15 protein-coding genes and 2 pseudogenes are annotated in these 14,723 nt (G+C 40.3%); 10 read left to right on the forward strand and 7 right to left on the reverse strand.

Annotation, left to right across the window (positions count from 1 at the left end; genetic code table 11):
* Nucleotides 1-5 precede the first annotated feature (5 nt).
* Both HCN54_RS17455 and HCN54_RS01100 read right to left on the reverse strand, forming a co-directional pair.
* Nucleotides 6-284, reverse strand: coding sequence for a TonB-dependent receptor (locus HCN54_RS17455; RefSeq protein WP_240924923.1), 279 nt, complete (start codon nucleotides 282-284; stop codon nucleotides 6-8).
* Nucleotides 285-2,093, reverse strand: coding sequence for a TonB-dependent receptor plug domain-containing protein (locus tag HCN54_RS01100; protein WP_240924924.1), 1,809 nt, complete (start codon nucleotides 2,091-2,093; stop codon nucleotides 285-287). It lies immediately after the preceding gene.
* A 123-nt stretch (nucleotides 2,094-2,216) separates the two neighbouring features.
* Here HCN54_RS01100 and HCN54_RS01105 point away from each other — a divergent pair, with 123 nt between their 5' ends.
* The 10 genes and pseudogenes from HCN54_RS01105 to HCN54_RS01150 form a co-directional block, all read left to right on the forward strand.
* On the forward strand, nucleotides 2,217-3,125 hold the full coding sequence (locus tag HCN54_RS01105) for a DUF6607 family protein (protein ID WP_072985132.1): 909 nt from the start codon (nucleotides 2,217-2,219) through the stop codon (nucleotides 3,123-3,125).
* A gap of 2 nt (nucleotides 3,126-3,127) precedes the next feature.
* Nucleotides 3,128-4,627, forward strand: coding sequence for an ankyrin repeat domain-containing protein (locus HCN54_RS01110; RefSeq protein ID WP_167596221.1), 1,500 nt, complete (start codon nucleotides 3,128-3,130; stop codon nucleotides 4,625-4,627).
* Between the two features lies 1 nt (nucleotide 4,628).
* Nucleotides 4,629-5,114, forward strand: a complete 486-nt coding sequence (locus HCN54_RS01115) for a DUF2271 domain-containing protein (RefSeq protein WP_072985136.1) — start codon at nucleotides 4,629-4,631, stop codon at nucleotides 5,112-5,114.
* A gap of 9 nt (nucleotides 5,115-5,123) precedes the next feature.
* Nucleotides 5,124-7,319, forward strand: coding sequence for a PepSY domain-containing protein (locus HCN54_RS01120; RefSeq protein ID WP_167596222.1), 2,196 nt, complete (start codon nucleotides 5,124-5,126; stop codon nucleotides 7,317-7,319).
* Nucleotides 7,320-8,043: 724 nt separating this feature from the next.
* Nucleotides 8,044-8,388 carry a single-stranded DNA-binding protein gene (locus tag HCN54_RS01125; RefSeq protein ID WP_072985139.1) on the forward strand — a complete coding sequence of 115 codons (345 nt, stop codon included), beginning with the start codon at nucleotides 8,044-8,046 and terminating at the stop codon, nucleotides 8,386-8,388.
* Nucleotides 8,389-8,465: 77 nt separating this feature from the next.
* Nucleotides 8,466-8,915, forward strand: coding sequence for a JAB domain-containing protein (locus HCN54_RS01130; protein ID WP_072985141.1), 450 nt, complete (start codon nucleotides 8,466-8,468; stop codon nucleotides 8,913-8,915).
* Nucleotides 8,916-8,926: 11 nt separating this feature from the next.
* Nucleotides 8,927-9,124: a hypothetical protein gene (locus HCN54_RS01135; RefSeq protein WP_072316413.1), complete on the forward strand. Its 198-nt coding sequence runs from the start codon at nucleotides 8,927-8,929 to the stop codon at nucleotides 9,122-9,124.
* 433 nt (nucleotides 9,125-9,557) lie between these two features.
* Complete coding sequence (locus tag HCN54_RS01140; RefSeq protein WP_008613719.1) at nucleotides 9,558-9,938, forward strand: BfmA/BtgA family mobilization protein; 381 nt, start codon at nucleotides 9,558-9,560, stop codon at nucleotides 9,936-9,938.
* 11 nt (nucleotides 9,939-9,949) lie between these two features.
* A complete protein-coding gene (mobB, locus tag HCN54_RS01145) occupies nucleotides 9,950-10,981 on the forward strand; it encodes a MobB family relaxase (protein WP_008613720.1) in 1,032 nt (343 codons plus the stop codon).
* Nucleotides 10,982-10,990: 9 nt separating this feature from the next.
* Nucleotides 10,991-11,932 (forward strand): annotated as a pseudogene (locus HCN54_RS01150) (type IV secretion system DNA-binding domain-containing protein); the annotation flags it as partial.
* 66 nt (nucleotides 11,933-11,998) lie between these two features.
* On the opposite strand, the pseudogene HCN54_RS17545 reads toward HCN54_RS01150, so the two are convergent.
* The 5 genes and pseudogenes from HCN54_RS17545 to HCN54_RS01175 all read right to left on the reverse strand — a co-directional run.
* Nucleotides 11,999-12,601 (reverse strand): annotated as a pseudogene (locus tag HCN54_RS17545) (RteC domain-containing protein); the annotation flags it as partial.
* Between the two features lie 489 nt (nucleotides 12,602-13,090).
* On the reverse strand, nucleotides 13,091-13,912 hold the full coding sequence (locus tag HCN54_RS01160) for a universal stress protein (protein WP_008613722.1): 822 nt from the start codon (nucleotides 13,910-13,912) through the stop codon (nucleotides 13,091-13,093).
* 54 nt (nucleotides 13,913-13,966) lie between these two features.
* Nucleotides 13,967-14,323 carry an STAS/SEC14 domain-containing protein gene (locus HCN54_RS01165; RefSeq protein WP_008613723.1) on the reverse strand — a complete coding sequence of 119 codons (357 nt, stop codon included), beginning with the start codon at nucleotides 14,321-14,323 and terminating at the stop codon, nucleotides 13,967-13,969.
* Nucleotides 14,324-14,341: 18 nt separating this feature from the next.
* A complete protein-coding gene (locus HCN54_RS01170) occupies nucleotides 14,342-14,518 on the reverse strand; it encodes a hypothetical protein (RefSeq protein ID WP_008613724.1) in 177 nt (58 codons plus the stop codon).
* Nucleotides 14,519-14,548: 30 nt separating this feature from the next.
* Nucleotides 14,549-14,722, reverse strand: coding sequence for a hypothetical protein (locus tag HCN54_RS01175; protein ID WP_008613725.1), 174 nt, complete (start codon nucleotides 14,720-14,722; stop codon nucleotides 14,549-14,551).
* Nucleotide 14,723: the final 1 nt, after the last annotated feature.

Below are 14,723 nucleotides of genomic sequence, written 5' to 3' on the forward strand. Positions count from 1 at the left end.
AAATTTTAAAATTGGTAATTGAGTTTAACGTATCCTTGAATTCCCGGTAAGGTCGGGATGTTGTTGTCCGTATAGTCCAAGAGGTTGTTGGCACCTACCTGTAAAGTGAAATCGTCATAAAAGGTCTTGCTGGCCGCTATATTCGTGGTTACATACCCATCTATAAAACTGGTGTCGTAAGTGTCGATAAGTCCATTTCCGTTTGTATCGAATTGGGCATATTTACTTCTGTATAGCAGACGTAGATTTATGTTCGCTTTCGCGGAAGCGATATCATAGAACACCTAAAAGTTGGCATTGTGCCGTGAGCGGTTCACGAGCCCGAAATAATCGGACTGCGTGACCGCCACGGTCTGATTTGTCGCCGGGTCGCGGGCAAATACCTGACCATCTTCTACTTCTTGTTGTTTCTTTTTATCGTAGGCATATAATAACTGATAGCCTGCACTCAAGTTCAAAGCATTAGTAATTTTATAACCTGTGTTTATTTCAAATCCCGTAGTGTAGATTTCATCGAAATTGACATAGCTGAAAACATTCTGACCATTGGTCTTACGAGCAATAATTCGTGTGTCAATGAGGTTTTTAATATCATTTCTAAAGAAATTCAATTCGCTGTTCCATTTCCCTTCTTTAAAAGTCAATCCTACATTATATCCTACGGAACTTTCCGCTTCCAGCGGATTGTTCAAATCGTCTTCTGAAACCACTACATCGAGGATTTGCCCTTGTTCCCGAAGTTCCCGTAGTTTATCCAACGCCACATTATAGCCCAAAACAGTATACCCCACGGCCGAATTGGTAAAATCGAAATAGAGCTGCCTGAAATCTGGTGCTTTAAACCCATAACCTACTGAACCCTTTACAGAAATGGCATTTGTCAATTTGTAGCGCATCGCCAGTTTTGGACTGAACTGATTGCTGTATTCCGAATGGTTGTCAAAACGGGCACCGGCGATGACGTTCAACCTTTCGACAGGGTTAAAATCATATTGGGCATAGGCATATTGCGAATTGAAACTTACCGTCTCGTCAAAGAATGTCCTGTCGAGCTCATCGTATTGAAAGCCGAATCCCGCTGTGAGCGTTCCTGCATCAGCAAAAGCATAATTCCCGCGAATTTCAGGACGAAACAATTTCTGGTCAAAATCACTATCGCTCAAAACATCTTCGGAAATGGGGTCGGCCAACCGCTCGTTGGCCGTATAGTTGGTATAGTAAAGCTCGTAGGACGTGTCCAACCTATCGTTCCATTTCTGGTCTATCCTTGCGTGGGCGTTCCATTCCCGTTCCTTACTATCGCCTTCAAATGCGACATCATTAAATGTGAACCCGGCGTCTTGCACCTGGTCATAAAATCGAGCGGACGTGAACAGGGACAATTTGTCATTAAAATCATAGTAGATACGCCCATTGACCGTGTAGTTCTCGAACGGATTTACCGTTTGCCCATCCACATCGGGATTGAGGTCATAGCCCTCACTCGAAAAACGATTGGCAAAAAAGACGTAGCGTAATTTTTTGTAGCGTTGTTTGATATCAACATTGATATCCTGTTGGGTAAAACTGCCGAAGCGATAAGATGCATTTCCGTGCAGTTCTTCTGATTTTGGTTTTTCGGTAATAATATTGATGACACCGCCCAAAGCTTCAGAACCATAAAGACTGCTCGATGGTCCTTTGACCACCTCAATCTGTTTGATGTTGCCAACGGTCAGACGGCTCAAATCAAAATTCCCTGCGCTTCTTCCCACCAAGGGTACGCCATCTATGAGAATCAGGATATAGTCCGATGCGATACCTTGAATCTGTACCCCTTCAAAACCGCTTTCGTCCGTCACGGTAATGATACCTGTTTGCTCGTTCAATATTTCATCAAGGCGTATGGTACCCGATTGTAAAATCTTCTTTTTGGAAATTAATGTTACCGGTAATGGTAAGGAAGAAAGTTGTCTTTCGGTACGTGTGGCGGTCAATATGACTTCTTCCAGCTTCTCTACTTTCAGGGAATCCCTAACAGTCTTTTGCTCGTTCTGGCCAATCGAAGTTTGGTAACAAAAAGTGAATAGTATGAAGCAAAAAGTTAGGCGCAAAATCGAGATTATTATTTAGATTCATTCTTAATACGGTGCAAATATATATATGTTATTTTTATTCAATCTAAATAAAAGTTATTATTTTTGTCGAAGAAATTTAATAACGTAAAACCAAAAAAAATGAAAACACCCGCGTACATCGTATTGGCACTGTTATTTTCAATAAATGCCATTTCCCAACCCTCAAAAAAGCAAGAAGACAGGGAAGCCATCAAAAAAATGTGTGGCTGTTACGAAGTGACCTTCAACTTTGCAGAAACCTTCAATTACAGCAATGATTCCCTGTATAAACCATCCAAAACGAAAGTCGATAAAGGATTGGAATGGGCACAGTTGGTTACCGATGAAGACGATAAAATCCAGATTCAGCATTTATTGCAAGTAGGCAATCCGGCCGACCCACATATCGTAAAGCATTGGCGACAGGACTGGCTTTTTGAAAACACCGATTTGTACACGTACAATGCCGACAATGAATGGACTTTTAAAAGAATGCCTGCTTCCGAAGTAGAAGGGCAATGGACACAAAAGGTCTATCAGGTAGATGACAGTCCACGTTACGAAGGTTCTGCTACTTGGGTACACGTGGACGGGAAAAGCTATTGGGAAAATACCACACCTGCACCTTTGGCACGACGGGAATACACCACACGTAGCGATTACAACCTGTTGATGCGAGGCAACCGTCAGGAAATTACGGATTACGGTTGGTTGCACGACCAGGACAATTCTAAAATCATCCGCGAGGATGGTAAGGAAGATGTACTATTGGCAAAGGAAAAAGGCTATAACACCTATAAAAAAGTAGATGACAGCCGTTGTGCCGCCGCTGAAAAATGGTGGCAGGAAAATGAGGAAAAATGGGCAAAGGTACGTGCCAAATGGGACGAAGTATATGGTCGTAACAAAGACCTTGTGCTCGAAGAAAAAGTAGACAACAAGGTGCTCTACAAATACCTCTTTGATGAGGGATATGAAGAAGTGGCCAAAATTGATGAAGTCATAGAATCCTTTGTAAAAAGACCTTGATAATGAAACACCTAACCATTATATGGCTGTTTCTTGCCCTGCTGCTCTCGGTGGGGCAGGTTTCGGCCCAAGAAAATATATTTCTTGACCGTTCCTTTTGGAAAGGGAATCCCGATTTGGAAACCGTAAAACAAAAAATTGTCGAAGGGAACGACGCCACCGCACTCAACCAATTCGCCTTTGATGCCACCATCTATGCGATGCTTGAGAAAGCGGATGATGATATCTTGAAATATCTACTGTCCCTGGAAGGTAACCCCATCGATAAAAACACCCACGACAGCCGAATCTATTTGCATTGGGCCGCTTATGCTGGACTTACGGATATTGTTGAACATCTCTTAAACGAAGGCTCATCGGTAACCAAATTGGACAGCCACGGCTACACACCCCTTGCCTTTGCCGCAAACGCTGGACAGACCAATCCCGAATTATTCGAGGCTTTTGAGAAGTACGGTATAAACCTTTTGGAAGAGAAGAACGACAGCGGTGCCAACCTTTTATTGTTGGCGGCACCGTCATTATCCAATGAGGCTGAACTGGATTATTTTCTCGAGAAAGGTTTTGAACTGGGCAGTAAAGATGACATAGGCAACGGTATCTTTAACTATACCGCAAAAAAAGGAAATGCCGAATTTCTTGATTTGCTCATAAAAAAAGGCGTGGACTATAAATCGTTGAATGCAGCCGGCGGGAACGCTTTCTTATTTGCCGTTCAAGGCGGTCGGGTATATAGTAATCCCCTTTCGGTTTATGAATATCTGCGAGACCTCGGTATCGAACCGAATGTCGTGACCAAAGAAGGCTACACACCGTTGCATCGTCTGGCCTACAGCAATACCGACCCAGCGATTTTTGAATTTTTCTTAGCTGCCGGTGCAGATGTCAACCAAAAAGATGCTGACGGAAATACGCCGTTTCTCAACGCAGTCTATCGCAATGAGTTGGCTATGGTGAAACTACTTTCCAAAGACGTAAAAGATTTCAACATCGCTAATAACAATGGCGAGACCGCCTTGATGCTTGCTGTACAACGTAACAGTCCCGAAGTAGTCAAATTTCTTTTGGATAAGGGCGGTAACGCTTTCGCGAAAGCGGAAAACGGTAACACCGTTGCCTATTATCTTCTGGAATCTTTTGACAGTGGCAATCCTTCAACATTTATTGATAAGTTGAAACTGCTTCAAGACAAAGACGTTCAATTTAATACAACCCAAGCTGAGGGGAATACACTATTGCATCTGGCTGCCAAAGCAAATGATTTGGAACTTTTAAAACGTATTGCTGCTTTTGATATCGACATCGACGCCAAAAATGATGAAGGACTGACCGCATTGCACGTTGCAGCAATGAAAGCTGCAGATGACAAAATGATGAAATATTTAATCTCAAAGGGTGCCGATACCAAGGTAAAAACCGATTTTGAAGAAACGGTCTATGATTTGGCCATTGAAAATGAAATGTTGCAAAAACAAAATACCTCATTGAATTTTTTAAAGTAATATGAAGAATTTATTTAAAATCATTCCTGCAATCGCATTGGCAGGATTCTTACTCACAGCATTTACAACTTCCAATTCCAAAGCCGTAAAATGCCTGATACAAATGACCAACTACACGGGCGAAGGTGCTTATGTAGTAGTATCCTTATTAACCCCGGAAGGGGAATATGAAGAAACGCTTTATGTTCAGGGAAAGGACAGCGAATGGTATAGCGAAATTCCAGAATGGTGGAAATTCTACGGAAAATACCGCCCCGATATCGATGCGATTTCCGGTGCGACCATAAGTGGTGGCGAGCGTACCGTGACGGTATTGCAAATCCCAGAAGATAAAATTGATAAAGGCTACAGCCTGCGTTTTGAAACTTCAGTAGAGGACCAAGAATATTATGCAGACGATATACAGTTTGAACTCACCACCGAAAACCTAAAAGCCAAAAAAGAGGGAAAAGGGTTTATTCGTTATGTACGAATGCTTCCAAATTAACGATGGCCTATGACCCTTTCCATCTGGCGATATAGTCACCTAATACTTGCTGTTGCTTCATCCCTGTTTCTGCTCATTGCGGCTATAACAGGTTGCATTCTGGCGGTCGAGCCCATTTCGCATCAAGCAAAAGGCTATGCCGTGCAGGACTTGGACCAAGTCTCATTGACAACCACCATTGACGCCTTAAAGTCAAGCTACGACGAAGTTTTCTCGCTCGAAGTAGAATCGTCAGGATATGTAAAGGCTTCGGTGCTTACTTCGGAAATCGAAACGCTGGACATTTATGTTGACCCGAAAACGGGTGCGCAATTGGGCGTGGTCAAAGAACGACCCTTTATTTACAGTTTTGCCACCAATCTGCACCGCTCGTTATTTTTGAAAAGCATCGGGCGGTTTTTTGTCGGCTTGATTTCGTTGTTGCTATTACTCATTGCAATTACGGGACTATTGCTTTTGGCCAAACGGCAGGGCGGCTTTAAACGCCTGTTCTCAAAAGTCCAAAAAGATTATTTTGAGCTGCGGTATCACGTGATTTTAAGCAGATGGTTCTTTGTTCCCATTGTTATACTTGCATTTACGGGTGTATATCTTTCTGCGGAAAAGTTTGAGTTACTGCCTGACGCTTCGATTGCACATCAGGAAATCGAAAGTTCCAATGAAACCCAAAATTTTGAAAGCCTCAAGGATATCCCATTTTTCAAACAAACCACCCTTAATGAAGTCCGAAAAGTGGAATTCCCGTTTTCCGAAGATCCTGAAGACTATTTTCATATTGCGCTGAAAGACAAAGAAGTGAGGATCAATCAACAGTCGGGACAGCTCATCAGTATTGCCGAATATCCTTTTGTGCAGTTGGTTTCCCGGTTGAGTTGGGTGTTGCACACAGGGGAAGGAAGTGTGCTGTGGTCCATCGTGCTTCTGCTTGCAAGTGTATCCATCCTGTTCTTTATGTATTCGGGTTTTGCGATGACCTTGAAGCGCAGGAAAAAAGTAATCACAACCGCAGCAATGCCGGATAAGGACGATTGTGAATTTGTGATTTTGGTAGGTTCGGAAACAGGAACGACCTATGATTTTGCCAGACGATTTTACGATAGCCTGACAACCGCAGGCAAAAAGGTGTTTCTGACTGAATTGAATGAATATTCCGCTTTCGCGAAAGTGAAATATATCATCATCTTAACTGCAACCTATGGGGAAGGCGAACCACCTACGAACGCCCGAAAATTTACCACCCTCTTCCCGAACATCAAGCAGCCGAATAAAATTCAATATGCCGTGGTAGGTTTTGGTTCTTTGGAATACCCGGATTATTGCAAGTTTGCGATACAAACCGATGCCTTGTTACAATCCGATTCGAATTTTCAGCCGCTACTGCCACTTTACAAAATCAACAACGCGACCGCAGCAGATTTTAAAAATTGGGTCAAACAATTCAGCGAACGATTGGGGATTCCACTATCTTTTGAAGTCCCAAAAACAAAGAAGTCAAAGAATAAAAAATTCGCTTTTGAGGTAATGGAACGTACCGAATTAAATACAGACGACACCTTTTTAATCAGACTCAAAGCTAAGCGAGACATCAAATTTACCTCAGGCGATTTATTGACAATATTTCCTGAAGAAACCGAGGTTGCCCGTCAATATTCCATCGCAAAAATGGATGATGAAGTTTTATTGAGTGTCAAAAAGCATCCCTATGGCAAAGGGTCGTCATATTTGTTCAATTTGAATACGGGCGACACTATAAAAGCAGTAATTGATGCCAATACTCATTTTCACTTTCCAAAGAAAACATCTTCCGCAGTATTGATTGCCAATGGAACAGGTATCGCACCATTTTTAGGAATGATGAAAGCAAATAACAATACCAAAATCAATCTGTTCTGGGGTGGCCGCACACACAATTCAGCTGACATATATGATGCTGTCTTAAATAGACTGCCTTCTCGATATCAAAATGGGATTGTCCACAAATGTTATTCAAGAGAGGAACAGCGGCAATATGTACAAGATTTAATAATAGACAAAAAAGAGATTGTTCTTGATACAATTGACAACAACGGGACGATTATGATTTGTGGCTCATTGGCAATGCAGCACGATATTCTGGATGTATTGGAAAGCCTGCTCAATGGACATAACATAATCAGATTGGATGAGCTTCAGCACAATGGACAGTTGAGGATGGATTGTTACTAATATAAGCCTGATATTCATAACCCCCTCAGCACATTCCCCTGCATTCCGCGCTTGCCTGCCGAAAAGGCAGGCAACCACTTCATTTCGGGAAAAGAGCTTCACTACAAATATCTTGGACACAATCCCCAATTTCAGCTTTCCATTCCGTTAACCCTTCCCGATGCTCTGGGAAGGAACACTTCATTCCCGAGCCAAAATTGGGAATAGAGTCCGCTTTCTCATCGGAAAGCCATCACTTCGGTTTTCTTAACGATATTTTCGGCGAAGCCTTCTTGAGCCCTCACTCGAAAATCCTTAAAAACCGAACCGCTGTCTTACACATTTTAAGGGGTTTATAATGGATAAAGCCTTTGTTGTTTTTCGGGTCGTCGAAAAACAGGCACGACATAACCAATTCTACATTAAACCCAGCTACTCATTTCGCTTAACTGTCGGTACGCTCAAATCGTAACCGGTTTTAAAATAATTGCTAATGCCCTTATGGAACTTGTCAAGACTGTACGAGTTTTAGTGAAAAATAAGGTATCTACTTCCTTGAATCCGCCTATGGCGTGATTACTACGTCGCAAACACACCTGATTTATTCCCTAAAAGTCTTGACAAAACCCACTCTATCCATTGTGCGATGCACGAAAGAAAAGAACAAACACCCCTTAAAATTTAATCTGAATTGAAAAGGGAAATATTAATCAAGCCTAAAAAGGGCATTTAAAACCATTGTATTATGAGTACTATTAGAAATCACGTACAGTTAATTGGAAACGTTGGTCAAGAGCCAACCGTTACGAACCTTGAAAGCGGAAAGAAAGTAGCCCGCTTCTCACTCGCTACGAACGAGTATTACAAAGACAGCAAAGGCGAAAAGCAAACGGACACCAATTGGCATACCGTTGTGGCTTGGGGCAAGACCGCTGAAATCGTTGAGAAATATGTCGAAAAAGGCAAAGAAGTTGGGATTACGGGAAAACTAAAGACCCGAACCTACACCACCGACGATGGAAACCAACGCTATGTTACCGAAGTGGTAGCCGATGAAATCCTATTACTTGGAAGTAAAAACGACAAGTAATCTTCAAAATTAAAGAGGGCGTTACCCTAGAAAGATGCGCCCTCTTTTTCATTATTCACACATTAAATATATGTACAATGAAAGCACAAGTTAATGAAATAAAGATTAGCTACAAAGGTGGTTTAAAATCATCTATGTGGAAAAAAATAGGTAATTCAAAAGATGCAGCTGAACTGCTTTTTGAAGATTGGGATAAAGACACCATTGGTATTCAAGAAACATTTAAGGTAGTCTTACTAAACAACAGTAACAAGGTTAAAGGGGTGTATCAACTTTCGCAAGGTGGAATTACAAGTACGTTGATAGATATACGTTTATTATTTGCGGTAATTCTAAAATCTTTGTCAGTAGCCATTATTTTAACGCACAACCACCCGAGCGGAAAATTAGAACCGAGTGATGCAGATAAGAAACTTACAAATAAGATAAAAAAAGCATCCAAACTTTTTGATATTACGATTCTCGACCATTTGATATTTGCGCCTGATGGGGATTATTATAGTTTTTCAGATAACGGAATTTTATAAAACCGAAAGCTATGGTATATCTCAATTTTACAGACTTGAGCGAGGAAGCTCAAAACCGACTTTTGGAAACGTCCAAAGAAGATGTGAAACGAAAATTTGGCGATAGTATCCGCAAATATGTAAAAGAAAATTATGGCTGTTTTGAAACGATGATTGAAGAGGAAGCACTTCGGAATTTATATTCCTATACCTACGTTTTCAATATATAGTTTTCAGCAAAAATGAACCAAGCACCTCTATAATTTTAGGGGTGTTTTTGTGTGTAATTAAACCTACATCAAGAAAAAATTACTATCTTTATTTCGCTGAAATTCAGCATTCAAATTAAAGTAAGGCTATCCACTTTTCGACTTTCGCCGATAGCCTTACACATCGAAAAATAACATATCGGAAAATCATTTTCCCTGAAAATGGTAATCGGCTTTTTAGCCGGATTGTATGGATTTTTGTCACGCTTGCGCGTGACGAAAAGGAATAGCAAGAGGGTAACACGCGATGCGATGTTAAGCACTCCTACTTCTTGTTAATCACTTGATTTTTAGTTAATTAAAAATCAAGTGATTATTTGGATTTCTACAATTTGCGACAAATGCCCTGTGAGCGCCCATTTTTAGGGAAGGATTTGCGACAAATCGGCGAATTATGGACTCATTTATCGGCATTAGATTCAAAAAGGAAACCGCCAAGCGTTTCCAGCAATTTTCAAGAGCACACTTCAAATCGCATACCGAGGCAATGGCGGTGATGCTCGATTTTTTCTTCTACAATGAAATCTCGCCACGGGAAAAACTGGGCCCGACCGGGAGGACGATAGAGGCCAATTTAAAGAAACGGATCAATGCGGTAATCGCCATAATGCGGAATATGGAAAAGACCCAGACCAAACCCACCGTGGCGATGATCGAATCCCTTTTTCAGACCGAAGAACCCAAAAAGAAACCGCTGATCTTGGAGAAGAAATTTGTGAAAGAAAAGAAGGAAGTGCATTTTCAAGAAAAACGAAATCTAAATAACGAACTCTAAATTTTTGAGCTATGTATATCACGATCACACCTCAAAAATTAGGAGGAAATTATTCACAAAGTTCGGGCGATTTTGTGGGCTATCTGGAAAAGGAAAATCAAAGTTTGGAACAGGAGGAAATGGAATATTTTTTCAACCAATATGACGATGAAATCTCGGCCGAGGAAGTGGTAAAGGATATTGATGGGAACGGTGCCAAACTGAAAAAGAAAGAGCCAAAATTCTATTCGATTACGGTCAGCCCTTCCAAGTATGAACTGAACAGATTACAGAACAGTAGCGAAGATCTGAAAAAGTACACCCGCGAGCTGATGAAGGATTATGTGGGATCGTTCAACCGGGAAATTAATGGCCGACCGGTAACTATTGACGATATAAAGTATTACGCAAAAATCGAGCACCAACGAACCTTCAAGGGAACAGACAAACAGATCAAAGAAAACCAACCCTTTGCCTCCAAAATATTGCAGCTAAAAAATGAGATCCGAAACATAGAAAACGGCTCGATGGAAGGAAGTGCCAGAAAGCGGGAACGGGAAATTGCTAAATTAGAAAAGCAGGCCCCGCACCAACAGGATGGGAAACGTATTGTCCAGGGAATGCCCAAGGCCGGCAACCAAAGTCATATCCATATTATCGTAAGTCGCAAGGATGCTTCCAATTCGTTCAGCCTTTCGCCGGGGAGTAAATACAAGGCTTCCGATGTCGAGATGAGAGGGAAACAGGTTAAACGGGGTTTTGACCGGGACAAGTTTTTTGAACAAGCAGAAAAAACCTTTGATAAGACTTTTGGCTACCAACGGAACTTTGCCGAAACCTACAAAGCCCGGAAGAATTTCATTAAAAACCCAAAAATCTACTTTGCCTCCCTGATGAAATTGCCGACCAATGAAAAGGCAATCGCTTTTAAACTGATGCGGGAAACGGGCATCCCGATAATGCCAAGTATCCCGACCAACCAGGCGCAGCTTGCCCTAAAGGTTTTCAATAAGCTGCGCAAAGGTTTGGACGTGGCCATCAAATCAAGTTCCATCGGAATCTAAATCTTTGTTATGCAACTGGACAACCTTACAACGACACTCTTAATTATTGGTTTAACAAGTGCGCTATTTTATATGCTGTACAGGTTGACCCGTTATGCCTTTTTTTTAAACGTGGCTTTGCTCGGTGCTTTGGTATTTTACCTATCGAGCAACAATGGACTTATTTTGATTTCATTGATCCTGGTTTGTCCGCTGATGCTGATTAATACAGGACTGTATGTTTTTTTGCACAAAACGGACGAGCCAAAAAATAGAGATAGTAAATATCAGGTTAGTTTTGCAACGAGCAATGGAAACTTTAAACTGGAAAACGTAAAACGTGGGGCATCCATCATCGGATCTGCCGGAAGTGGCAAGACTGAAAGCGTAGTTTATGGTTTCCTAAGGCATTTCCGAAAAGAAGGCTTTTGCGGGATCATCCACGACTATAAGGATTTTGAGTTGACGGAAATGGCGTATCCGCTTTTCAAGGATAGCGATATTCCGTTTAAGGTCATCTCCTTCGATAAGATTATACATAGGGTGAATCCCATCGCTCCACGCTATTTAGAGAACGAGGAAAGCGTAAACGAGGTTTCAAGGGTATTGATCGAGAACCTATTGGAGCAAAGGGAATCCGGCACGAGCGGAACGACCAATTTTTTCAATGATGCTGCGGAAGGATTGATCGGCGGGTTGATCTGGAAATTGAAAAACTCTTACCCCAAATTTTGTACCCTGCCACATTTGATCGCCATTTATCAATATCTGGACACGGACAGCCTTATTCAGTTTTTAGAAACCAATACCACATCAAGGGCAATGGCGGATGCGTTTATTAGCGGAAAAGATTCCGAACGACAAACGGCAGGTGTAAAAAGTACGCTGGCCAATGCGCTCAAACGAATCAGTACCCAGCGTATCTTTATGGCACTTTCCGCAGAGAATTGTGAATGCGAGGTCGGTGACGACCTCCATTTGCACTTTCATTGCAACAACTGTAATGAGACAGTCTGTTTTTGAAGCAGTCCAACTCAGTCGATCGCCGGTGGCCAAGGTGTTTAATTTTCGTGATTTTCCATAAGATAAATTCCTTAAATCGTCCAATTCCTGAATATAGTGGTTGACCAAAAGATCATACGCCATAATTTTGGCAACGGCATTATCGTGACTTGTAGAAAATTCTGCATCGGTATAAAAGTGAGAGGTGTCTGAAACCAAACTGATTTTATCTTTTCCCCGCAAAAAATAAAACTCATCGAGAACGGTAGATCCCTCCCTATAATACTTTATAAAATCCAAATGGCGGCGATTGCTTTCCTGAAGTTTTTTAATCTCATCGTCTATAAACAATTGTTGTGATTTAATCGTTCCGGCCGGCCGATTAATCAGAAAGTTGTAGAGCTTAGCGTAATATTTCAAGCGACTGTAAATATAAGGCTTATGCTTTTTGAAAAATATGATTTCTTCCTCTGGATTTTTGAACTCATTTTCCCTTACGCATACTCGTAATTTCTGTAGATACTGTCTGGAAATCGATATCCCATTTTCAACGATACTGAAATCATTGAGGTTTGATTCTTCTACGGGTTTTATTTCTTTTTTGTAATCGTTTATTATCTTGAGTAATTGTTTTTTCAAATCTGATTTGGGTTTATATGTTAATTAAAATAAAACCCACATTATCAACAACTACAATTTTGGGGTTTAAGAAATTAGGTGGTTTTTTAGTGAGCGAACACATCAAAATTCAATGCTTATGAATGTTCCCTTTTAGCACAAAAAAGTAAAGCGAAAATGAGGCTATGACCAAGAGGACAAGTACGATAATTCCCTTGACCTTATCCTTTTTTGAGATTTGACCTTTCGATGGTTTTTGAGCTTTTTTCTTTCTTCTATTTCTTCTACTTTGGGACATCTTGTTGTACTATTTCCAATCCATTTTCTGTAATTAACTCCAAAAGCACCTAAGATCAGCAGCAACTTAAACACCAACGACAGAGCGATATTGTGCGAAAAGTTTTTTAGCTTTTCTAAAAACATGACCTTTTAGAAATTTAATTTTACAGAAAATAATATTTCGACAGCCTTATAAAATCTATATATTTTATAAAAAAAAGAACTCTGTCATTATTTTAAAATAAGTACAGGTGCTTCTGATTTAAAAATCATTTTTCTTCTCAAACCAAGTTCAGTTAATTTTTCTATAAAATCATGTTCCCTGTATAATAGAGCCAAAACATCGATTATGTTTTCCTTCAGAAAATTGGTTATATTCTCTTCAGTTTTTCCGTCGGAAAAAAGGTGAACAGAAATATTCTCCAGGTTAAAAAACTGCTTATAATAATCTTTAACCTCCTGCTCATTAATATTTTCATCTTTACTTTTAGAAGAATGAAAAATAAAAAGACTGGCATTAAATGCCATTAATAGATTAGCAAGAATACTTAATTCTCTATCAGGCCTGAGATTATCTGAATCCAAAGCGAGACAAATTCTTTTTAAGCCAAAAGTTTCTAAATCTTCAGGTACAACCAGCACGGGGCAGGGCACGTCCATGCTTATTTTTTCACTGGTAGTTCCTGCAAGGTAACCTTCTACCTCACCCGCACCTTCCGTACCCATGATTACTAAATTGACTTTTTCTTCTGTTGCTAATTGAAAAATTATATCCGAAGTTCTTCCAGAGGTTACAATACTCTTATATTTAATTGTGGCCAGACGCGGAAAATTTTCGAGAAATTCCAGCATTTTCTCTTTGTATAAATCCTGGTAAGAACTAAAATTATCGGGGACCGGATAGGCTATAGCTCCATATCCGGCATATTGATAACCTCCAGAGTAGGTATGTACAAAAATGATTTCCGAATTTAAAGATTCGGCCACCTTTGTTGCATACTCTACTCCAATTTTTGAACTTTGACTAAAATCGATCGGAACTAATATTTTCATGATTTTTTAATTTTAATTACACATTCAGTTTTCCATTGTTTAATTTTAAAAAAGTTATTTTTTAATCCATTTTTTTGCAGTTTCTCTATCCTCTAGATCATAATATTTCACTTCTGCATTGGTGAACGGTTTCATAAACTGAGTTATCCAATCCTGCCATTTTTTACCTCCAACCATCACAATTTTTTCATAATCCTGAGCGTGTGTGGTATCTATTTTCAGGTCTTCCCAGAATCCAGGAAGATCCCAGCCCGTAAAGTCTTCCATTTCAAAATACCAGCGTACCTTCATTCCTTTGTCCAGTATAGCGTGGATAAGCGGATGGATTTTTTCCATATCCTCTTTTTTTAATTTACCTGAAGCTTTTGTTGCTATGATATTCCCCCCTGTTAATTCAATTATCTGTAACATACTTTTGTGTTTTAATTATTATCCTCCTAAATCGTAAAACCATTCCTCAGCTTTTACAATAGCCTCAGATATAGCCTTTTTTTCCATGTAATTTTTCTCCTTAACTAATTGCCCGGCAATTTCCAGCGCCTTTTCCCTAACCCTTGGGTCGAGGGAATCAAGATCGGATTTGAAATCTTCGAACATCCAGTCCATCTTGTTATTGAAGTGTTTTTATTATTACGGCTAAATTTTTCTGTTTTCCATCTCTGCTTTTACAATACCACGCTCCAGGGCTTCCTCCTTTGAACATTGGTTTTTTCTATAGTGTTCTTCAGCATATTTTACTGCCAATTCACGGATATTTTCATCCAGAATATTGAACCTTTTTGTGTAATTTTTAAAAAGTCCATCTTTCATC

The organism is Leeuwenhoekiella sp. ZYFB001 (assembly GCF_011784865.1).
GTDB lineage: Bacteria > Bacteroidota > Bacteroidia > Flavobacteriales > Flavobacteriaceae > Leeuwenhoekiella > Leeuwenhoekiella palythoae.